Source organism: Mesorhizobium sp. M0189, from assembly GCF_040322135.1.
Lineage (GTDB): Bacteria > Pseudomonadota > Alphaproteobacteria > Rhizobiales > Rhizobiaceae > Mesorhizobium.
Window position 1 is genome coordinate 20,158 of record NZ_JAMYSW010000023.1, and the last position, 20,715, is coordinate 40,872.

The window sequence follows — 20,715 nt, forward strand, 5'->3', positions numbered from 1 at the left end:
CAGCTGCCCACCCTCCTTAATCCAGCCCGAGCCTTTTCTTCAGTTCCGCATTCTCCTTGCGGAGACGATCGGCAAGCAGGCTCTTTAGCCGCTTGTTTTCTTCCTCGAGCGCGACGAGATCCTTCAGCCCGTCACTGTCCGCCGCCGGCGCCGCCGCCTTCTTCCAAAGATAATATGTCTGTTCCGAGATGCCGGCTTGCTTCACCGCGCTCTTGAGAGTAGCGCCGCCGCCGATCGAGGTCTCGATCTGCGCCAGCTTCTGGGCACGATCCTTCGCGGAGTAGCTCTTTCGGCCTGTTCGCGCTGACGGCGGTGCTTCAGTGGTCGCGGATATCGGCTTGGCGCCCTCCTTGCGGGCAGGCGCGCTCGCCTCAGCTTCTGGCTTCCTCGACCGCCGCGCTCTCGTCTTCGGTTTTGGCGTTTCCGCTTTGTCTGCCGGTTCGCTATGAACTACTGCTGACTCGGTTTCCAGGGGATTGGCCATGAAATGCTCCACTCGAGGTTTGTGCAAAGGTTCAGCATCAAGGGCCACTACAGTAGAGTCAACAAGCTGACGATTTAACGGCTCGACTTCGTTTGTTGTTTCGGCCATCGCCGCGGCGATGTCGAAATTGCCCCAGATGGAACGTGCGGATTTTTCATAATTGCGCTTTTGTTTGACTTCCACGGTGAATGGTCGCGTCTGCCGCCTCATAGTTCCTTCCTGAATAGGAGAATGAAGTCGCCGCTCGAATTTTTGGCGCTTCCTGCTTAGCGCGGAGCATTATCGTATAGCCGCTCAACGGGCAAGTGATGCCGGTCTTCGATGGCTGACCCATCTGGGGAGATTTGAGCGGCTTCGCGCGTCCTGCGCATGCCTGTAAGGCCGCCAAGTTTTCTGGGTTAGCAGGCGCGCCACTGTGGCAGCTTGGCTTGTACGGCGAGGCCATGGTCGAGTGAGGCGAACCAAATCCAGCCCCGCGGTCGATCCCGAAGCTTCCACAATGGCGAAGAGAACATCTTCACTCGTTCCTTTTCAGCACAAGACCTTCCGTTCGCTATGGTCGGCTGCACTCGTTTCGAACCTTGGCACCCTGGTGGAAGGTGTGGCGGCGGCTTGGCTGATGACCAGCATCGCCACCTCCCATGGAATGGTGGCGCTCGTCCAGTCATCGACCACCCTCCCCTACATGATCTTCTCCCTCGCGGCGGGAGCGCTCGCGGACAACTTTGACCGTCGCCGGATCATGTTGACTGCGCAACTGCTGATGGTCTGCGTATCCGCCTTCCTGGCGTTCCTGACCTATGCGGGGGAAATGACACCCTGGATCCTTCTGGGTCTCACCTTCCTGATCGGCTGTGGTTGGGCACGATCCCTCTTGGCAAGCCTCGATGGGGGATATCCTGCCTCGCGAACACCTGCCTAGCGCGGTTGCGCTCAACGGCATGAGCTACAATCTCATGCGCAGCATCGGGCCGGCGATTGGCGGCCTAATCGTGGCCACAGCCGGTGCGGCCTTCGCGTTCCTCTTTAACGTCTTTTGCTACTTCGCTCTGATCGCTGCGCTGTTGCGGTGGAAAGCGGTACGGGCACGACAAGCGCTGCCGCGGGAGGCTTTCGGCAGTGCGATGGCGGCGGGCTTCCGTTACGTGCTCTTGTCGCCGAACCTTCTCAAGGTGATGTGCCGGAGTTTCATTTTCGGCCTCACCGCCGTTGTCATTTTGGCTCTCCTGCCGTTGGTCGCTCGCGAACAGATCAAAGGGACCGCAGTCACCTACGGCGTGATGCTCGGCTTCTTCGGCCTGGGAGCGATTTGCGGCGCGCTCCTCATTGGGCGGGTCCGAGAAGTTCTCTCCAACGAATGGGTCATTCGCGGTGCGTTCTTTATACTGGCGATCAGCTGCTTCTTTCTGGCATGGAGTGAGCACGTTTGGCTGAACTGTCTCCTCCTCATGCCGGCCGGTGCGGCCTGGATTCAATCATTCTCGCTGTTTAACGTCACAGTGCAGCTTTCGGCGCCGCGGTGGGTGGTTGGACGCGCCCTGTCTCTCTATCAGACGGCCACATACGGCGGCATGGCGGCGGGAAGCTGGCTTTGGGGCGAACTGGCGGATGTCCAAGGTGTTTCGGGAGCCTTCCTCGTCGCCAGCGTGGTTCTTGTGATTGGTGGACTGATGGGCATCGTTCTGCGTCAGCCGGATTTCGAAACGCTCAATCTGGATCCGACCAACAAGTTCAGCGAACCGACGCTGCAACTTGATCTGCGGCCACGAAGCGGTCCGATCATGGTGATGGTCGATTATCGTATCGATCAGAGAGATGTCCCAGAATTTCTCAGTGTGATGACATCGTGGCGAAAAGCCCGGCTGCGAGATGGCGCCAGACAATGGGCGTTGCTGCGTGACCTGGAAAAGCCCGAACTATGGACCGAGTGCTATCATGTGCCAACCTGGGTCGAGTATGTTCGCCACAACAACAGGCAGACCCAGGATGACGCCGAAATCGTTGCGCGCCGGGAAGCGCTGCACCGTGGCGATTGCCCGCCCAAGACGCATCACAAGATCGAACGCCAAACCGTGCGCGTGCACGACGATTTGCCGCTCAGGCCTCATTTGGACAGGACTTGAGCTGGCCCGTTGGTTTGAGCCGGTTACCTTCAGCCGGTGGGCTGCGAACAAGCAGGTCGAGACATTGGCCTCGATCACTTCGCAACACGCCGCTGCGCCGGGCCTCGGGTGCTCCCCTCGAAATCATTGTGTCGTATCACCGAGGGCATCACGGCCAACAGCTTCCTAGGCAACAGCCTCGCCATTGAGCCGAATATGGTCGCGAGCAGATCACCGACGAAGCGGTCGGAACCTCGGAGCCGAAGTTCGATGCCGAGGTGGCGTTCGCATGATGCGCGAAGCAGCACCACGGCGCTTGCCGGTATGTTTGCGCCCGGCAGCCGACGAACTCCTATCCTCCCGGACCGCTGTGCGTCATTGCTTTGATTTACCGGCCGCTCAAGGCTTCCACAGTTTTCGCTTTCGAGGCGACCTTTGGCAACATGCCAACCGAAATTTAACATAACGACATAAACATTTCTTTATGCGGCATTGACAAAGAAGCGAGCTGCTGTAATTGTCTCCCGTGTCGTGGTTCTCCGTACGGCGGTGCCGCAGCGGAGCTAAGAGGGAAGCCGGTGCGATGCCGGCGCTGCCCCCGCAACTGTTAGCGGCAAGCTAACCCCACTCATGTCACTGAGGCGAATAGCCTTGGGAAGACGGGTAGAGGCTATGACCCGCGAGCCAGGAGACCTGCCACGGCGAATTACGTCCATGGGCGGGGTGTCTCGGTGGCCGCTGCAGCCTGGCGTTCGTGCCGGCCTGCTAGCGCCTTCCTTGTCACCGACGCCCCAACCATCGGGGTATGGCATGACTGTCTCTCAGCAAATTCCTGTAGCAACGCTCGGCGTGCCGCGCTTCGGTCGTCGGCGAGAACTGAAGTTCGCGCTTGAAAGTTACTGGTCCGGAAAATCTTCCGCCGCCGACCTTCTCACGACGGCGAAGGCGCTCCGTGCCGCTAGCTGGGAAGAGCAGCACGATCGCGGCGTGTCGAAAATCCCGTCGAACGACTTCTCGCTTTACGACCATGTGCTCGACACCGCAGCCATGGTCGGCGCCCTTCCGTCTCGTTACGCCTGGAATGGCGGCGAGGTCCCACTCGACATCTACTTCGCTATGGCGCGCGGCAACCAAGGTCAGACGGAGGATTGTGGGCACGGTGGTCACCAGCATGCGGCTCATCGGCCTGGTGTAACCGCGATGGAAATGACCAAGTGGTTTGACACCAACTATCACTACATTGTGCCGGAACTAAACGATGATCAAACGTTCGCTCTTTCGTCGACGAAGCCGGTTGATTACTTCCTCGAGGCTAAAGCCCTCGGCATTCACACACGCCCAGTCATCCTTGGACCGGTCACCTTCCTCAAGCTGGCGAAATCGCCTGCCGAGGGATTCGATCCCATCGCGCTCCTGCCGCGGCTGCTGCCCGTCTACGAGCAACTCCTGCAGAGGCTGAAGCTGTCGGGAGCCGATTGGGTGCAGATCGATGAGCCAGCGCTTGTCCTCGATCTGAACCCGAACGAACGAGCTGCGTTCGAATTCGCCTATGGCCAGCTGTCGAAAGCCGCGCCCGAGCTGAAGATCATGCTGGCTACCTATTTCGGGCCGCTGGGAGACAATCTCCAAACCGCGGTTTCTCTGCCCCTGGCCGGGCTGCATATTGATCTCGTGCGCGCTCCCGAGCAGCTGGAAACGGTGGGTCGGCTCGCTCCGAAAGATCTGGTGCTCTCGCTTGGCTTGATCGATGGCCGCAACGTCTGGCGTGCGAACCTGCCCGCCATTCTCGACCGCATCAAACCGATCGTCGCCGGCTGGCCCTTGGACCGCGTCGAAATCGCGCCTTCCTGCTCGATGCTGCATGTGCCGATCGACCTGCGCATGGAGACGGAACTCGACGCGGACATCAGGTCGTGGCTCGCCTTCGCGGCCCAGAAGACCGACGAGTTGGTGTTGCTGGCCCGGGCCCTGTCCCAAGGCAGGGATGCGGTGGCAGGCGCGTTGAAAGCGTCTGCCGAGGCTGCCGCCACTCGCGTGACATCCACGAAGATCCATGACCCGCTTGTTGAGGGGCGGATCGCCAGCATTGACGACAGCATGAAACGACGAGAGAGCGCTTTTGCCGAGCGCTGCAGAGTCCAGGCCGGCACGCTCGGGCTGCCGCCGTTCCCGACGACGACCATCGGGTCCTTCCCGCAGACGCCGCAGGTACGCAGGTCGCGGGCCGCTCATGCGAAGGGCCAACTGAGCTATGTCGACTACGAGAGCTTCCTGAAGAAGGAGATCGAGGCTGCAATTCGCTGGCAGGAAGAGATCGGGCTGGACGTGCTGGTGCACGGTGAGTTCGAACGAAACGACATGGTACAGCATTTCGGCGAGCAGCTGTCCGGCTTCGCCTTCACCCAGCATGCCTGGGTACAAAGCTATGGGTCTCGCTACGTGCGTCCCCCCATTATCTTCGGCGACGTATCGAGGCGCAATCCGATGACGGTGCGCTGGTGGCAATTCGCCCAGTCGCTTACGGAAAAGCCTGTGAAGGGAATGCTCACGGGCCCAGTGACCATTCTCAACTGGTCTTTTGTTCGCGACGACGTACCCCGCTCCGAAGCCTGCCGCCAGATCGCGCTCGCCATCCGCGACGAAGTGACGGATCTCGAAATGTCCGGCGCAAGGATGATCCAGATCGATGAGGCCGCCTTTCGCGAAGGATTGCCACTGCGCCAGTCTGACTGGAAAGTCTATCTCGACTGGGCTGTCGAATGCTTCCGGATCGCTTCAACGGGTGTAAAGGACGCGACTCAAATCCATACCCACATGTGCTATTCGGAGTTCAACGAGATCATCGACGCGATCGCTGGAATGGATGCGGATGTAATTTCGATTGAGACGTCGCGCTCGAAAATGGAGCTGCTGGACGCCTTCACGAGCTCCAAATATCCGAACGAAATCGGTCCCGGAGTCTATGACATTCACTCACCACGCGTCCCGGAAGTCGGCGAGATTTCGGATCTCGTCATGCTTGCCCGCGAGCGACTGTCGGATGCCCAACTGTGGGTAAACCCGGACTGTGGCCTCAAAACACGCAAATGGGAGGAGGTCCGCCCTGCCCTCATGAACATGGTTGCTGCAGCACGCGCGCTCCGGGAGAAAGTGTAGGCCGGAGGGTTTCCTGGTTGCTCACCATGTGGTGAGTTACCGGCTGCCGCATGTGGGCCGTGAATGTGCCAAAACGCGATCACATCCTTTGAAATAAGTCACTCGAGCGAGAATGTGCACTTTCCTTCGGCACGTGTATTAATCGCGCAGGAGTAAAGGGTACCGTTTTCTCCCTGTGACGTGTCGAGTTCGAAGGGGATGTGATTGGCGTCGAGACCGCTCCGGCCATGGGTTATCAGCATGCCAAGTGCACTGTTCTCGATCAGTTCGTAGAGGACTTCTCGGCTCGGTTCATCGAAATGCGCGGGTACATACATGACAGGTTCCTTCACTGGCCGCCGGGTTCGCTGTTCACCGGTTGACATCCGATGGCAAGCGTTCCAACGCGGCGGCGATCTGGCGCTTCGCTGCTGAGGGCAGAGGCAGGATGGGACGCGGGGGGTCGGCACGGCAAATGTCGAGCAATTCGGCAAGTGCATAGACGACGCGAAGGCTCGAGAACTCCTTGAAGAGGCTCCAGAGCGGCGCAAGCGTGGCATCGATCCGTCGCGCTTCGGCCGCATCGCCCTGTTGCGCCGCCGTGACGATCTTCACGCAGACCTCGGGCAGGATGCCGGCGAGGACGCTGTACCATGTGTCGGCGCCGGCGATCATGGCCTCTGCAGCGTTCCAGTCGCCGCTGTAGCCGATCGAGAACCCTTCCGGCACAGTGCGCCTCTGGTCGGCCAGATGGCTCTTGATCGCATCGCCCTTGTCTGTCGGATTCTTGATAGCGACAATCCCACCCACCTTTGCCAGGCGGCTGACGAGTGCTGGGGTGAAATGGAAATGCGTCGTTCCTGGATTGTCGTAGACGACGATCGGCAGGCCGCTCTCGCACGCCACCGTCGAGAAATGTTCGAACACCTCGTCATCAGTGAGCGGGGTGTAGGAGGCGGCCGCAAGCAGCCCCGCGGCAGCTCCAAGGGCCTTGGCGTCCTGCGCGAACCTCACTGCTTCATCGGTGCGCAGCGCGCCCACACCCACCAGGAGCGGCATTCGCCCGGCGATTTCGTCCAAGGTCTCGGCGAGCGTCCGTCGCCGTTCCTCGCGCGACAGATACATATAGGTGCCGGTGCTGCCGAGAAGACCGATGGAGTCGACCTGAGCGGCGCCAAGCCGAGCAATCAGCCTGCGCAGAGCAACGGTATCGACGCGGCCGTCACGATCGGCGGGCGTGATGGGAAACGCGGAAAGACCGCTCAGGAATGCCATGGCAAGGCTCCAGGTTTGTGCGTGAGCGCAGGACTGGCCGGACGACAGGTCATCACAAGGCGTCCAGAGCCCGCCGCAGGTCGGCGATCAGGTCATCGGCGTCTTCGAGCCCCACCGAGAGACGCATGAGGTCCTCGCCGACTCCGTCGGCCAAATGGGCATCCTTGCGGATCGGCTGCCGAGCACGTGTGAGGCTTGCTGGATGATAGATGAGGCTGTCGGCATCGCCGAGGCTGACAGCCCGGGTGATCAGGTTGAGCCGGTCCATCATCCGGCGCGCGCCTTCGTATCCAGCGCGAAGGCCAAAGGCCAACATGCCCGACCCGTTGGACATCTGCTTTCGCGCCGTCACCTGATCAGGGTGCGAGTCGAGGAAGGGATAACTCACCCATGCCACCGCCGGGTGCGCCTCGAGCGCCCGAGCCACCGCAAGGGCCGTGCCGCTGTGCCGTTCCATGCGCAGCGTGAGCGTCTTCAGACCGCGCAGGATCAGGAAGGCTGACATGGGCGAGAGCGCTGCGCCGGTGATGTAGCGCAGGCCCGTTTCGTGCAGCGTGCGGAGCGTTGGCGCGTCGCCCAGAAGCGCGCCCCCAAGGGCATCGCCATGACCGTTGATGTACTTGGTCAGCGAGTGGAGCACGATGTCGGCCCCATGTTCGAGTGGGCGCTGGAGCGCGGGCGAGGCGAAGGTGCTGTCCACGGCAACCTTCACACCGCGCGCGTGGGCGCGCTCGGCAATGGCAGAGATGTCGAGGATGCGGCTCAGCGGATTGACCGGCGTCTCGAAGAAAACCAGCCGCGTCCGCTGGGTGATCGCGGCATCGAGATTTTGGGGATCGGACAGGTCGACCGCGACGACCTTGATGCCGAAGCGGGGGACCGCCTGTTCGACCATGGCTAGCGTGTTCGCATAAAGCGTCCTGTGGACGATGAGTTCATCGCCTTGGGACAGGAGCGACAGGATCAGCGTCCCGAAAGCCGCCATCCCCGAGGCAACGACCAGACCTGCCTCGGCTCCTTCCAGATTGGCGAGCCGTTGCTCGAGGATCTCCGTCGTCGGATTGTATTCGCGCGCATAGAGCCGTCCACCAAGGGTGGCGGCCGCCTCGTTTGCTGCCACGCTTTCGAATCCATAGGTTGACGTCAGGAACACTGGCGGCTGGACGGCATTGGAAAAGCGGGCCGGATCGTAGCCATGATGGATCGCCCGGGTGGCAAATCCGGGACCGGTATGGTTGAGCGACCCAGTTGGAGCATCGGTTTCCGATTGATGGGAGCGGGTCATTCGGCCTCTGAGATCTTTCTTGGGTTCCGAAAGATTGACGGCAAACTGGCCAATGTGAAATATCCAGTTGGCGATGAAAGAGATGGTCCAGTCTTCAAGTGCCGGTTCTGCAGCGCGCTCGCACGCGATGGGTGCACGCCAGATATACGAAGCCCTTCGCGAGCAAATCCTCGGCGGCGTCTACGAAACCGGCAGTCAGCTGCCATCCTCCCGGGCCCTGGCAAATGACCTCGGCGTTTCGCGAACCACGGTGACGGTCGCCTATGAGCAACTGGCTGCGGAAGGTTTCATCGAAGCCCGTCAAGGCGCGCGACCTCGCGTTGCATCTTCGTTGATCGGCCCTGAGACACGCCGCATGTCCGCGAAACGGTTCGGCCCGGTTCTTCTGTCCGCCTATGGGCGACGACTGCGCGCTACACCGCCCTGGCCAGATTATCTGCCGAATGCGCTAAAGGTCGATTTCCGCTATGGCGACCTGGCGCCGTCAGATTTCCCTGCATTGATCTGGAAACGCGCGATGAACGAGGCAATGGCGCAGCGCCCGTTGCGTCTTGCCTATGACGACCCTCGCGGCTCGCGCCGGCTGCGTCAGGCGCTCCAGGGCTATCTCTGGCGCGCCCGAACCCTGAGCTGCGACCTCGAGCAGATCATCATCGTCAACGGTTCGCAGCAGGGCCTCGACCTATGCGCGCGCCTGCTTCTCGATCCCGCCGACCGCTTTGTCATCGAGGACCCGTGCTACAGGATGGCGCGTCAGGTCTTTGCCAGCACAGGCGCCTCGCCCATTCCGGTCACCGTCGACGAGGACGGGATGAAGACGGAGTTGCTGGCGGGGATTGGTGCACGACTGGCCTATGTCACGCCATCGCATCAGTTTCCGCTGGGCGGCGTCATGCCGATCACACGCCGCCACCAGCTTCTGGAATGGGCGCGGAACAACAGCGCCTATGTGATTGAGGACGACTACGACAGCGAATATCGCTACGACATCAATCCGGTCCCTCCGCTGCACAGCCTCCAGGACCAGGGGGCTGTCATCTACCTCGGCACGATCTCCAAAACGCTCTCGCCGATGCTGCGCATAGGCTACCTCGTCGTCCCGCCGGAATTGCAGGAGGTCTTCGCAACCGCCAAACAATTCTCGGACCGGCATTCGCCGGTGGCTGAACAGGAGGCTCTGGCTTGTTTGATCGAAAGTGGCGGCTACGAAAGCCATGTGCGGCGCGTGCGCAGGCTGAACGGCGAGCGTCGGGAGACGTTGTTGGGCGCCTTGCGGCACAGCTTCGGCGATCGCATCGCTGTCCAGGGAGCAGAGGCCGGACTGCACGTCGCCGTCTGGTTCAACGACCTGCCACGATCGCAGGAAACGGCACTGGTCGAAGCCGCCCGACGTGCGGGTTTGGGGCTACACCTGATCTCGCCCCTTTACGAGCGGCAGTCGGACGAAGGCCACATCGATCGCGTGGGGCTTGTCATGGGCTATGCCGCTTTGAGCATTCGGCAGATCGAGAAGGGCGTTGAGGTCCTGCGAGCGGTTGTCAGGCAGGTGCAAGACGCGTTGCCGGGACACGGTGGCTAAAACGGCGGGGACGTGGCGTGCTGGCGAGGAAACCGACCCTTGGGCTGAACCGCATTTCGTTGCAAAGCCAACTGGACTGGGAATACGCCATGCAACTGGTGCTGTTGATCAGGCCAGTTTGGCGGCAGATTTTTCGTGCGAGACGAATTTCCGAGAGCGATGCATGCGGCAAGGAAAACTGCTTCACATCCATATCGCGCCCGCTGCCTTTTATGAAATGGAGGATCTGGCGGAGGCGTAGCTTGTTGCCGGCCGAGCGGGCTCGAGCACCCGCAAGACATAATCGACGATCTCTACCAGGCCTTGTCCACGGCCGAATGATGGAATTATCCAGCGCATGGTGCGGCATGCACCATGCCGATGCCAGAAGATCTGGACGCTCGACAAGCACCTTTCTTCAAACATTTCCCGAACGACCCGCAGCGCAAAGCCTCCCCATGAGAAAAGAGCATCCCATGTCTTTCACGCCATTGATTGCCCCCGAGATCAAGGCCCGCTACCCGGATTTTCATCTGATCAGCATTGTGGTGCGGAACGCTGAAATCGACGTGCCGGACGCACAGGCGTTGAACGACACGATTGCGGCGGCGGAACAGGCGGCGCTTCGCGATGATGCCCAAAGGGACGCGCATCTTGCGGCGTGGGCCGTTGCCTACGAAGGCTTTCGGCACAAAGGCCAATCGAACGCCGTGCTCGGCCGCCGCGCTTCTCAAGCGGGTGCGGAAAGATGGCTCTCTCCCGCGGATTTCCCCACTGGTTGATGCCTACAATGCCCTCAGCGTGTTGTATGGCGTTCCGATTGGCGGGGAGGATCTCGATCTCTACCAGAGGGTCCCGAGACTTTTAATTGCGAAGGGAGCGGAGCCATTCGACACGATCCAGCAAGGTGAAATGGTAACCGAGCATCCCGAACCGGGCGAAGTCATCTGGTGCGATGATGCCGGTGTCACGTGCCGCCGCTGGAACTGGCGGCAGGGGCGGCGCACCATGGTCACGGTCGATACCCGCGCCATGTGGCTCGTGCTGGAAGCCCTCGGCCCAATGTCAGCTAAACAGATGACGGCCACCGGAGAGCATCTGATGGGACTTATCCAAGCGTTGTGCCCGGGTGCGCGAATCGAAACAGCGCGGATCGACGAATCCACTACATCTCGTGTCCCTTAGGGCATGGCCCCACCGAGAAACACCCCACTCAGCCCTGTCCGGATCTGGCGCTCCTTGCTCGCTCCGCTGGCCTACACAGTTGATTGCGAACGACCCAGAACGGCTCTCGAAAACGAGCGTCGAACGAAATCAGATCACTGCTTGTTCTCCCTTAGCGTTGTTTGGCGTACTTTTATCGCGATGCCTCCAGTGGGGATGGTCCAAATTGCGCAAGCTCGGTCGAGTGATCGCGGAGAAGCTTAATGTCGACTAAATCGAAATTCATGGAGCGGTACGGACAACGGGTGCGAACCCGGGACGTCGTCCCGGTGTCGTCAGGCTCTCCCGTCCGACTGAGCCTCAGTTTTCTTCACGGCGCGAATACTCCTGAGGCCGCCCGGATTCTCGTTAAGAGACAGCTGCCGCTCAGGACGGCCCACGCGATACTCACGGAGATGGTCGATCACGGCAAGGCGTTCGTGACGGTTCCTTGCGTCGACGACCTATTGGCACTGAAGAATGAACTGTCGTCCGCAGGCGTGATCGCGAAGGTTCATGCGCCGCGGCCGATAAGTGTTCGCGAAGTCCGGGATCGCACGAAGCTCTCTCAGGAGGCATTCTCCGTGAGGTATGGCCTCGATCTGGCAACGCTTCGAAACTGGGAGCAAGGTCGCTCGAAACCGGATGTAGCGGCGAATACTCTCCTTTGGACCATCGCCCGGAATCCGGAAGCAGTCGAAGAATCGCTGGACATGGAGGACGGAGTGGCTGCCCCTTCGCCCTAAGGGGGCCGATCACTTCGGCGCGCGGCAATTCGGCCGCCAGCGCGATGGCCGGCCGCCGCGCGGTATCGCCAGCGCGCGAGCCTCATGCGTCAGACGCCTTCTCGCACGCCAGATCCCAAACATGATTCCATCGCAACGAGCTGGTGACGGAAGCAGTGTCTGCACTTTGGAAACGAGCCATTTGCGTTCTCATGGACGTCGCGACTCGTCTCGTCCAGTAAAAGTCGCAATCATTGTCAATTGCGATGTTCCGCAGTCAGCTGGCCGTTTATTTTCCTAAGATCTGCGTTATAGGCCGGGGTGTTGTCGCTGTTTCGGCGGGTAAGATGGGATAGGCGACCTCGGGTGCCTTTCCGGTCAGCGAGTTGAGGAAGGCAACAAGCAGGTCGACTTCTTCGTCCGCCAGTACCACGCCAAGCTGGGTGGTTCCCATGATGGCAACGGCCTGTTTCAGATCCCAAACCTTGCCCGAATGAAAGTATGGCGCGGTGAGTGCAACGTTGCGCAGCGGCGCCACGCGGAAAACATAGGAATCGTCGGCAGTATTAGTGACCGCAAATCGGCCCTTGTCTTTTTCCGGCAGGACCTCGGCGCTGGGCTGTTCCACGAGGCCGAATGGGTAATAGGCTTCCCCACCAACGTTGATACCGCCATGGCAGGACGAGCAGCCTTTGTCCATGAAAAGCGCCAGGCCCTGTTTCTGTTCGGAAGTCATGGCAAGCTCATCACCATTCAGGAAGCTGTCGAAGGGGGCCGGCGTGACCAGTGTCGCCTCGAAGGCTTCGATTGCCTTGGCGAAGTTGTCGAAGGTGACCCGATCGGCTTCAGCCGGAAAAGCTGCATCGAACCAATCGACATATTGCGGCATCGACTTGAGGGTGGCGATGACTTGACCCGGTGTATTGGCCATTTCGACGCCGGCTTGGACCGGTCCCTTCGCCTGAGCCTTCAGGTCTTCGGCACGACCGTCCCAGAACTGGGCGATGTTGAAGACAGCGTTCAGTACAGTCGGCGCGTTGCGCGGTCCCTTCTGCCAACCATGGCCGATCGAGGTTTCTTGATTGTCGTCGCCGCCGGTGGCCAGGTTGTGGCACGAGTTGCACGACAAGACGCCTGACGCCGAGACGCGTGGATCGAAGAACAGTGCCTTGCCGAGAGCGATCTTCTCCGGGGTGATCGGGTTATTGGCGACTGCCGGCGTGGTGGATGGCAGAGCCCTGAAGGTGGCCAGTGCCGTTTCTCTGAGGTCTGTGGGGATCGAATCCGCAGCAAAGGCGGTGGCTGTCAGCAAGGGGACAGCCATCGTACTGAATAGGATTTTCATAAATGATCTCGCTGCGTCGTGCACGCAGCCACTCTGGGATATGCGGCTCATGAACGCCCTGCGCTAGATCAGTTGCGGGAGAGGACCGGGTGGTCTGACACCTGTTTTTGCGGCAGAGCTTGGACCGTCCCGGAATTGAACGCTCTTCTCGATTGGAATTTGGGAGGCGGAGGATCGCTGCTCGGCAAGCGGCGGCGCCGGAGCCGTGCTCCGGTTCTCTCTGCGCCTTCTACCATGAAGAAATCGGGTCCGCCGCTGTCTCAGATTTCGGTTCGGGGCCGGTGATCTGTTCCGCTGCAGGTCCTGCTCGACTTCCGCCTGCCTTCGCCAGATCGACGTGGGCCCAAATCGATCCGCGATAGGTGTCTTGTAGCACCTTTGCGGGACAATCTTATTTCGACTGTAGAGGACCGTTCGGGTGAGCGAAATTAAACGAAATTTCAAAGGGCGCCCGAGTAGCTGTTTTGATTGGCTTGTGACGCCTATAGCCTCCATCGAGCGAATATTGGCAGACGACGGAGCACAATTTTGGCCTCGTTTATCAGCTTCAATGGGACAACTGCTTTGCGATAATAACAGGGCAATTTACCGTCATGAATTCGAGAGAACCAAGTCCCACCCAGTGATTTTCACACCGGAAGCGTTGCAGTCCTGTCGCGAGAAGCTGATTTACAAATACAACAAGATGATTAACATCGCCATAGCGCGCAAAATATTGTTTGTTCGCTATAGTACGCTCCAGATGCCGGCGAAATCTCGATACAATAACCTCGTCGGCGTTCCCGCTCCGGCTTCAGATACGACTGCGACGCCTATACTTGCGCTTTTCCACTGTCCGACATGCAGGCAGCGAGCCATTGCATCGCGGAGGTTGCATCTTCCAATATGACGACCTGTTTCGCAAAGCGGAAAAACTCTTGCGCGCTGCGCTCGCAGGTTTTCGTCCGTTGTATGCATCAAAGCACGCCCTGAGGGCGGCTTCGTGGATCCGGTCTCTGCGATCTTCTGGCCATTCGTTGAGAAAATCGATAGCATCCGCAGGACGGGCAATCTCTTGCACGATGTGCGCTGCCCGCCTTACGAAAAGTGGGCTGCTGAAAGTCCCTGAGCTCATTCGTTCCTCCCGACCTGCTGAACCGCTAGTTTGCGTGAACAGGCGCCTCCTCTACACCCGCCCACCATTGCGGAATGTGTTGTCACAGCGATAGCGGTTCAATAGCAAAGCAGCGGCGTGATGTCCTCGGTTTACCAGCGGGCCAATCCCTAACATCCTGCTGCGAGAGCGGCTCACCGGATGAATCTACATCGTTTCGACCATTGCGAATCAACGCTTGATAGTTCCTCCACGCGCCACCAGGAAGCGGCCACTGCTCTGCCACCGACTTCACAGCCAAAGAGAGGATGGCGAACAGAAACAGCCCGCTTCGTTTCGAGATTACTGGTCGTCTGGCGCAAAGCTTACGGCCGAGACGCGCCTGAAAATGCGCAAGCACCGCGGCAGGTCGCCAACAACGGAACGCATCAACGGTCATGACGGCGCGATACCGCGCTATAGATCTCGCTGCTGGACGAGCATCGCAATAATCCTGTCGAGACCTTGGTTGCTTTCAGCGGCGACCGCCACTATGAAGCGACGCTTCGCCGACTGTGTTTCACGCCGCCTGGAGAGTTTCATGACAGAAGAAGCCGAAAAAAACATCGACACCCTCATCGAGCTCACGGCCGATGTCGTCTCAGCCTATGTCTCCAACAATCCGATCCCGGTGGGGGATCTCCCTGCCCTCATCGGCCAAGTGCACGCGGCTCTGAAAGGGACGGCGGAAGGTGTCTCTGCAAAAGAGCCGGTTGCCCTTACGCCTGCAGTCCCGATCAGGAAGTCGGTGACACCGGACTACATCATCTCCCTTGAAGACGGGAAGAAATTCAAATCGCTAAAGCGCCATCTGTCGACCCACTATGGGCTGACGCCGGATGGATATCGGGCCAAATGGGGCCTACCGGCGGATTATCCCATGGTCGCGCCGAACTACGCCGCGGCGCGCTCGTCATTGGCCAAGACAATGGGGCTCGGCCGCAAACCGAAAGCGCCGGAAGCGCCGGAGCCGGCGCCGACGAAGCGAACCCGCAAGAAGGTCGCGGCTTGATTTCGGCAATCGAGATTCGTTCTGGAGCGTTGCAGCCATCGGCTTAATCTGCGCGTCATATAAAAAGGCGGGGCCAACCCCGCCTTCCTTTTTTAGTGTCATGAGGAATTCGCGACGCCTGCAGCAATCTGCTGCCCTCAGTTTTGCTCGCTCCTATCGAGCGGCCGTGAGGACCTCCGGACCTACGCGCCCACTCTTGCCAGGACGCAGGAGAAAATTTCAACCAGCTTTGCTGAGGCTGCCAGCGGAGGATTTGCCGGTGCGGCGATCCTGCTCGATCTCATAGTTGATCTTCTGGCCGTCAGCGAGGGTCGAGAGGCCCGCGCGTTCGACAGCGGAAATGTGGACGAAAACATCCGGACCGCCATTGTCGGGCTGGATAAATCCAAACCCCTTGGTGCTGTTGAACCACTTTACCGTTCCAGTCGGCATATACGTGTTCCTCCTTAACAATTGCAACGTGGGCAGGCCATCAGGCCTGCCCGACTCATAGCCGAGACTTGGGCGCAGCAAAAAGCGAAAAATTGTTAAACCCCGATCAGCTGGCGCACTCCATTTTGGCCGAAGTCGCCAGCAAGCACTGTCCTACACTACCGCTCGAGCATGGCCGGAAGCGCCCGATCCTTCCAACGCTCCTCAGCCCCACGTCTACGGCCGGTGCTTGGAGGCACGGGACGTAAGGCCGACCGCTGCTCGTGCCGCCAGGTCAAAGGCCGGGTAGTTCACGGAGCTACCTTCGTGCATAACGGCTTGCCAAGCGCTTGAAGGAGTTTCGAATTGGATTGTTTCAAGAGGGTCGAGGGGTTGATCGATGCCACCAGCGTGGAAGCGATCGATAACGCGCGCGTTTTGCTGGACCAGTTCAAGGGCAAGTCAGAAACAATCGCCCAAGCGATCGACGACTTCCTACTTGATTTCATGACCTTGCTGTTTGTGGTAGAAGCTACCCGCGAGCGGTTCCACAGTCCGGCGAGGCGGTTGGCGCGCATCAGATTGAGCAGGATCAGGCTGTTACTCACCCGATGCTCTTGACCTTAGGGACCACGCCGCCAGGGATGCGTTTGCAGCCGCAAAGAAGGCAATCTGTTCGCCGGCAAACCGAGCACAGCCAGGCGGTATTTACGCAGATGAATTCGATCGCGACCGCCAACTTCTCCTGTTTGGTACCCAGCGACGACGGCAAGCGCGGACAGCTTCCGTGCTGCTGTCCTCCAGCGACAAACGTGCCTGCATGCCCCCATCCACGGCGAGCTCGACGGTTGTTGCTTACGTTTGACCAAGGTCCCGCGCAAACACTCCCCTTTCCCGCAGCAACTCATCAGGCTCGACGGCCTCGCGGCAGGCGCATTACGCCAGAAGCGCGCCACCGCATCCTTCTTTCCCGCCCGAGTCCTACGATCTTCGTTTTCCAGCGCCCCGCGGATATCGCCCAACTCGCCGATCTTTGATCAGATCCGTCTGCGCGCGCGAGCAGGCTCCGCGCTCGAGTTCGCTACGCTCCTCGCGCCTCTGCCGTTCAGCATCGACCCGGTCTGGCTGTCGAGGAGAGGGTTCCGCTGGGGCGACCAACATCTCCATTCTCACCGTCAGTGCAGCGGCCTTCGAAGCGCATCCTATGCCCCTCCCGGCAGCGCGCCCATCGTCTTCCGAACGAAGAAGATATCCAGCCGCGCGCGTCGCGTTCGGCCCTGTCCGATGTCCGACAATGTCGGATGCGCAACATGGCAGAGCCCGACTTGTCCACTGCCTCGAAAGGTTTTCTGATGTGGCACGGTGCATGCTTGGTCATCCGCAAGGCGTCTCGGACCAAGGAGAATCCGTCCCATGATCACCTCACCAAGAAATACCGCCGCACGTCTCCTGGGTCCATCCAAAGATGACGCTCGAGTAAGGCTTGGCCCCATGAAGAGCTTATTCATCTGGCTCGGCGCTGCCCGCCGATCCTCCCACGCGGGGAGACGGGGACGCAGCGCCTTCATCAAAATGAGGAACAAATCACTTTGCCTCGAACCTTGCCTTTCGACCAGCCACCACAACCGCAGCCATCGATCGTCCCCCTGGGTGCGCAGGGCGTTCATTGCCACCGCGCTGGCCCTGGTGACGACCGCTCCGGCTCTGGCCGCCACCGACGGCGGCAAGGTAACGGATTTCCTGCTCGACAACGGCATGGAAGTGGTCGTAATCCCCGATCACCGCGCGCCGATCGTCACTCATATGGTCTGGTACAAGATCGGCAGCGCCGACGAGCCACCCGGCAAATCCGGCCTTGCCCATTTCCTCAAGCATCTGATGTTCAAGGCGACGACCAACCACGCCGCCGGCGAGTTCGACCGAGCCGTCTCAGCCATCGGCGGCTACAATAACGCCTTCACCGCGTATGACTACACCACCTTCCTCGAGACGGTGGCGCCCTCGGCGTTGGGTGAAATGATGGGCTTCGAGGCCGATCGCATGTTCAACCTCATCCTCAACGACGATGATATCAAGACCGAGCGCGACGTGATCGTGGAGGAGCGCCGTTGGCACAGAGAGACGAACCCGCATGCTCTGCTGGACGAGGAGGTCAACGCGACGTTGCGGCAGAACCAGCCCTACCGCATTCCGGTCATCGGCTGGATGCAGGAGATGGAGAAGCTGAACGGCACCGACGCATTCACCATCTACAACAAATACTACCGACCGAACAACGCCGTGCTGGTGGTGGCCGGCGACGTAGAGCCTGAGACGGTGAAGGCGCTGGCCGAGAAGACCTATGGCAAGGTTGTGCGCGGGCCGGACCTGCCCCCGCGCAACCGTCCGGTCGAGCCGGAGCAGAACACCAGGCGCACAGTGACGCTGACCGATGCGCGCGTTTCGGTGCCGAGCTTTTCCACTCAATGGGTGGTGCCGTCCTATCATACGGCAGAGCCCGGCGAGGCCGAGGCGCTCGACCTGCTGGCCGAGATCCTCGGCGGCGGTAACCGCAGCCGGCTATATCAGGAGCTTGTCGTCAAGCAAGGCATAGCCTCGGCGGCCGGCGCCTCCTTCCAGGGCACCATGCTAGACGACACCAATTTCACCATCTCCGGCTCGTCGCGCGGCGATGCAAAGATCGTCGATCTCGAAGCGGCGGCCGTTGCCGAAGTCGCCCGGATCGCCAAGGATGGCGTCACCAGCGACGAGCTGGACAAGGCCAAAGACCGCTATATCCGCTCGGTGATTTTTGCCCATGACGAGCTGGACCACATCGCCAACATTTATGGCAAGACGCTCACCACCGGTGGCAATGTGAAGGACGTGCTCGAGAGGCCGGACCGCGTCCGCAAGGTCACCACCGACGAGGTCAAGGCGGTCGCCGCGCGTTATCTGGTGCTCGACCATTCGACCACAGGCTATCTTTTGTCGCAGCAACAGGCGGGGAAATGATCATGAGCTCCATCCCCCTGCAAATGCGCCGGCCGGTCTTCCCTCGGCGCGCCTTCGCCACCCTGTTCCTCTCCATCCTCTTTCTCATCTTGCGGGCGCTCGCCGGGTAAACGGGATCTGTTTAAAGCCGCGAGGAGCGGTTTTCGCGGGCCTTGCCAGGCATTTGCCGGTTCAGGCGTCATTATTGGGGTGCGCTCCTCCTCAGGCCAGCCTCTCTTCGAGTGGATAGAGTCGCCGATTCGTGGTCCGCAGATTGTAGGGGCAGGCCACCAGCATCCACTCCGCGCGGCTGGCGAAGCCGATGTCCGTTGTTCAATCGTTCGATTAGTAGAACCGCGAGGCATCTTCTAGCGTATTCAGGTATTCTCCCTTTCCATTTGGGTCCGTGGTCTACCAGCTGTCTGGCCGAGGCCCTATAAGGAACCCGGACGTCGCGGAGTACACACTGCACCTGCTATATATACCTGCTGCGTTGAGGAGGAATCCGGTATTGCCCCTGTGCCTGCCGATGATCCGTCACCTGAGATCCCCTGACCTGTTTGGACCCATTGATCGCCTGCCGGCACTTGGCACGCGGACTAGCGAGCGGACATTCGAGGTCCTCAACCCGTCGACTGGTGAAGTGCTGGCAGAACTACCCGACATGGGTGTCGAGGAGACATGCGCTGCGATCGACAAGGCCTATGTCGCTCAGCCTGGATGGGCAGGGTTGACCGCACGTGAGCGCAGCGACGTTCTATGGCGATGGCATCAGTTGATCATCGACCACGCCGACGATCTTGCCGCGATTCTCACCGCGGAGATGGGCAAGCCGCTTGCCGAAGCCAAGTCGGAGATATCGCATGCTGCGGCGTATCTGCAATGGTACGCCGAGGAGGCCAATCGCGTCTATGGCGAGACGATCTCCGCACCATCGATGGACCGCCGAATGCTGGTAATCAAGCAGCCCATCGGAGTTGTTGGCATGATAACGCCATGGAATTTCCCGGCCTCGATGGTGGCGCGCAAAATCTCGCCAGCCTTGGCGGCGGGCTGCACGATCGTCCTCAAGCCCGCTGAACAGACGCCGCTCGTGGCGGGAGCAATGTTCGCCCTCGCCCATCAGGCTGGCTTTCCCGAAGGCGTCGTCAACCTGATCTATGCGTCCGAAGGTGAAGCGGTCGGCCGCGAACTTTGTACCAATCCCAAGGTCCGCAAGATCAGCTTCACCGGGTCGACTGAGATCGGGCGCCTGCTCATGCGCCAGTGCTCGGACCAGATCAAAAAAGTCAGCCTTGAGCTCGGCGGCAATGCACCTTTCATCGTCTTCGATGATGCCGATATCGATGCCGCGGTTGACGGTGCGATCCAGGCGAAGTTCCGCAATGCCGGCCAGACCTGCGTTTCGGCGAACCGCCTTTACGTCCAGTCGGGCGTTCACGACGAGTTCGTCGAGAAATTCGTGCATCGGGCTCGCCAACTTCAAGTTGGTGACGGTTTCGCTCCCGGAGTGGACATCGGACCGCTCATCGACAAGCACGCTTTGGCCAAGATCGAATCCCATATTGCCGATGCCGTCGCCAAAGGCGGCGCAATTCGATGCGGGGGCAAACGCATCGGCACGAATGGCACGTTTTTCCAACCGACAGTCCTGACCGGTGTCTCCAGCGAGATGACCGTCGCGCAAGAAGAGACATTCGGGCCGCTGGCACCGATTATTCGCTTCAAAGATGCGGATCAGGTCGTGCGTGAGGCCAACGACACGATCTACGGCCTCGCGGCCTACTTTTATGCCTCCAACCTGAAGCGTGTCTGGCGTGTGGCCGAGGCCTTGGAATATGGAATGGTCGGGGTAAATACCGGCCGGATGTCTTCAGAAGCGGCGCCGTTCGGTGGGATAAAACAGTCCGGCATCGGGCGGGAGGGATCCCGCCATGGCCTCGAGGACTACCTAGAAATGAAATATCTCTGCATGGGCGGCATCTGAATTTTCGGCTTGCAGGGTTCACAGCCGGGTAACCTAGCGAGCGATCTCCAAATATGTGAATTGTAGGATCGCTCCTCGATTGGGAACT

16 protein-coding genes, 1 pseudogene and 1 riboswitch are annotated in these 20,715 nt (G+C 60.0%); of the genes and pseudogenes, 10 read left to right on the forward strand and 7 right to left on the reverse strand.

Going from position 1 to position 20,715, the window contains the following annotated elements:
* Positions 1-16: 16 nt before the first annotated feature.
* Positions 17-694 (reverse strand): transposase, encoded by a 678-nt coding sequence (locus tag NKJ09_RS28370; RefSeq protein WP_352458262.1) that lies wholly within the window; start codon positions 692-694, stop codon positions 17-19.
* A 289-nt stretch (positions 695-983) separates the two neighbouring features.
* Between NKJ09_RS28370 and NKJ09_RS28375 the strand changes: the two are divergent.
* A pseudogene (locus NKJ09_RS28375) lies at positions 984-2,607 on the forward strand (MFS transporter).
* Positions 2,608-3,101: 494 nt separating this feature from the next.
* Positions 3,102-3,301: riboswitch (cobalamin riboswitch) on the forward strand.
* Between the two features lie 95 nt (positions 3,302-3,396).
* Positions 3,397-5,742: a 5-methyltetrahydropteroyltriglutamate--homocysteine S-methyltransferase gene (gene metE, locus NKJ09_RS28380; RefSeq protein WP_352764198.1), complete on the forward strand. Its 2,346-nt coding sequence runs from the start codon at positions 3,397-3,399 to the stop codon at positions 5,740-5,742.
* A 98-nt stretch (positions 5,743-5,840) separates the two neighbouring features.
* On the opposite strand, the gene NKJ09_RS28385 is transcribed toward metE, so the two are convergent.
* From NKJ09_RS28385 to NKJ09_RS28395, 3 genes are read right to left on the reverse strand one after another with little or no spacing between them, the layout of a single operon-like run.
* Positions 5,841-6,059 carry an FMN-binding negative transcriptional regulator gene (locus tag NKJ09_RS28385; protein WP_352517525.1) on the reverse strand — a complete coding sequence of 73 codons (219 nt, stop codon included), beginning with the start codon at positions 6,057-6,059 and terminating at the stop codon, positions 5,841-5,843.
* Between the two features lie 34 nt (positions 6,060-6,093).
* The gene (locus NKJ09_RS28390) at positions 6,094-6,996 is read right to left on the reverse strand and encodes a dihydrodipicolinate synthase family protein (RefSeq protein ID WP_352764200.1); all 903 of its coding nucleotides are present in this window, start codon (positions 6,994-6,996) and stop codon (positions 6,094-6,096) included.
* A 52-nt stretch (positions 6,997-7,048) separates the two neighbouring features.
* A complete protein-coding gene (locus NKJ09_RS28395; protein WP_352764201.1) occupies positions 7,049-8,281 on the reverse strand; it encodes a trans-sulfuration enzyme family protein in 1,233 nt (410 codons plus the stop codon).
* A 73-nt stretch (positions 8,282-8,354) separates the two neighbouring features.
* On the opposite strand from NKJ09_RS28395, the gene pdxR reads away from it, so the two are divergent.
* The 4 genes from pdxR to NKJ09_RS28420 all read left to right on the forward strand — a co-directional run bounded on the left by pdxR (position 8,355) and on the right by NKJ09_RS28420 (position 11,788).
* A complete protein-coding gene (gene pdxR, locus NKJ09_RS28400; protein ID WP_352764244.1) occupies positions 8,355-9,860 on the forward strand; it encodes a MocR-like pyridoxine biosynthesis transcription factor PdxR in 1,506 nt (501 codons plus the stop codon).
* A 455-nt stretch (positions 9,861-10,315) separates the two neighbouring features.
* On the forward strand, positions 10,316-10,621 hold the full coding sequence (locus tag NKJ09_RS28410) for a hypothetical protein (RefSeq protein ID WP_352764202.1): 306 nt from the start codon (positions 10,316-10,318) through the stop codon (positions 10,619-10,621).
* A complete protein-coding gene (locus NKJ09_RS28415; RefSeq protein WP_352764204.1) occupies positions 10,578-11,024 on the forward strand; it encodes a B3/B4 domain-containing protein in 447 nt (148 codons plus the stop codon). The genes NKJ09_RS28410 and NKJ09_RS28415 overlap by 44 nt, the downstream gene beginning before the upstream one ends.
* Positions 11,025-11,266: 242 nt before the next feature.
* Positions 11,267-11,788, forward strand: a complete 522-nt coding sequence (locus tag NKJ09_RS28420) for a helix-turn-helix domain-containing protein (protein ID WP_352764205.1) — start codon at positions 11,267-11,269, stop codon at positions 11,786-11,788.
* A 268-nt stretch (positions 11,789-12,056) separates the two neighbouring features.
* Here the strand turns inward: NKJ09_RS28420 and NKJ09_RS28425 are convergent, their stop codons facing one another.
* Positions 12,057-13,112: a cytochrome-c peroxidase gene (locus NKJ09_RS28425; protein ID WP_352764207.1), complete on the reverse strand. Its 1,056-nt coding sequence runs from the start codon at positions 13,110-13,112 to the stop codon at positions 12,057-12,059.
* Between the two features lie 793 nt (positions 13,113-13,905).
* Positions 13,906-14,226, reverse strand: coding sequence for a DUF982 domain-containing protein (locus NKJ09_RS28430; RefSeq protein WP_352764210.1), 321 nt, complete (start codon positions 14,224-14,226; stop codon positions 13,906-13,908).
* Between the two features lie 559 nt (positions 14,227-14,785).
* Here NKJ09_RS28430 and NKJ09_RS28435 point away from each other — a divergent pair.
* Positions 14,786-15,256, forward strand: a complete 471-nt coding sequence (locus NKJ09_RS28435) for a Ros/MucR family transcriptional regulator (protein ID WP_023679671.1) — start codon at positions 14,786-14,788, stop codon at positions 15,254-15,256.
* A gap of 219 nt (positions 15,257-15,475) precedes the next feature.
* Here the strand turns inward: NKJ09_RS28435 and NKJ09_RS28440 are convergent, their stop codons facing one another.
* Positions 15,476-15,688 carry a cold-shock protein gene (locus NKJ09_RS28440; protein WP_023679670.1) on the reverse strand — a complete coding sequence of 71 codons (213 nt, stop codon included), beginning with the start codon at positions 15,686-15,688 and terminating at the stop codon, positions 15,476-15,478.
* Between the two features lie 372 nt (positions 15,689-16,060).
* Here NKJ09_RS28440 and NKJ09_RS28445 point away from each other — a divergent pair, with 372 nt between their 5' ends.
* The 3 genes from NKJ09_RS28445 (at position 16,061) to NKJ09_RS28455 (ending at position 20,627) form a co-directional block, all read left to right on the forward strand.
* Positions 16,061-16,288, forward strand: a complete 228-nt coding sequence (locus tag NKJ09_RS28445; protein ID WP_352764212.1) for a hypothetical protein — start codon at positions 16,061-16,063, stop codon at positions 16,286-16,288.
* Positions 16,289-17,239: 951 nt separating this feature from the next.
* Positions 17,240-18,661, forward strand: coding sequence for a M16 family metallopeptidase (locus NKJ09_RS28450; protein WP_352764214.1), 1,422 nt, complete (start codon positions 17,240-17,242; stop codon positions 18,659-18,661).
* Positions 18,662-19,169: 508 nt separating this feature from the next.
* The gene (locus NKJ09_RS28455) at positions 19,170-20,627 is read left to right on the forward strand and encodes an NAD-dependent succinate-semialdehyde dehydrogenase (RefSeq protein WP_502901824.1); all 1,458 of its coding nucleotides are present in this window, start codon (positions 19,170-19,172) and stop codon (positions 20,625-20,627) included.
* Positions 20,628-20,715 lie beyond the last annotated feature (88 nt).

Coding starts and splice junctions, on each gene's coding strand:
- NKJ09_RS28370 (WP_352458262.1), bottom strand. CDS start 694: ATGAGGCGGCAGACGCGACCATTCACCGTGGAAGTCAAACAAAAGCGC.
- metE (WP_352764198.1), top strand. CDS start 3,397: ATGACTGTCTCTCAGCAAATTCCTGTAGCAACGCTCGGCGTGCCGCGC.
- NKJ09_RS28385 (WP_352517525.1), bottom strand. CDS start 6,059: ATGTATGTACCCGCGCATTTCGATGAACCGAGCCGAGAAGTCCTCTAC.
- NKJ09_RS28390 (WP_352764200.1), bottom strand. CDS start 6,996: ATGGCATTCCTGAGCGGTCTTTCCGCGTTTCCCATCACGCCCGCCGAT.
- NKJ09_RS28395 (WP_352764201.1), bottom strand. CDS start 8,281: ATGACCCGCTCCCATCAATCGGAAACCGATGCTCCAACTGGGTCGCTC.
- pdxR (WP_352764244.1), top strand. CDS start 8,355: ATGAAAGAGATGGTCCAGTCTTCAAGTGCCGGTTCTGCAGCGCGCTCG.
- NKJ09_RS28410 (WP_352764202.1), top strand. CDS start 10,316: ATGTCTTTCACGCCATTGATTGCCCCCGAGATCAAGGCCCGCTACCCG.
- NKJ09_RS28420 (WP_352764205.1), top strand. CDS start 11,267: ATGTCGACTAAATCGAAATTCATGGAGCGGTACGGACAACGGGTGCGA.
- NKJ09_RS28425 (WP_352764207.1), bottom strand. CDS start 13,112: ATGAAAATCCTATTCAGTACGATGGCTGTCCCCTTGCTGACAGCCACC.
- NKJ09_RS28430 (WP_352764210.1), bottom strand. CDS start 14,226: ATGAGCTCAGGGACTTTCAGCAGCCCACTTTTCGTAAGGCGGGCAGCG.
- NKJ09_RS28435 (WP_023679671.1), top strand. CDS start 14,786: ATGACAGAAGAAGCCGAAAAAAACATCGACACCCTCATCGAGCTCACG.
- NKJ09_RS28440 (WP_023679670.1), bottom strand. CDS start 15,688: ATGCCGACTGGAACGGTAAAGTGGTTCAACAGCACCAAGGGGTTTGGA.
- NKJ09_RS28450 (WP_352764214.1), top strand. CDS start 17,240: ATGAGGAACAAATCACTTTGCCTCGAACCTTGCCTTTCGACCAGCCAC.
- NKJ09_RS28455 (WP_502901824.1), top strand. CDS start 19,170: ATGATCCGTCACCTGAGATCCCCTGACCTGTTTGGACCCATTGATCGC.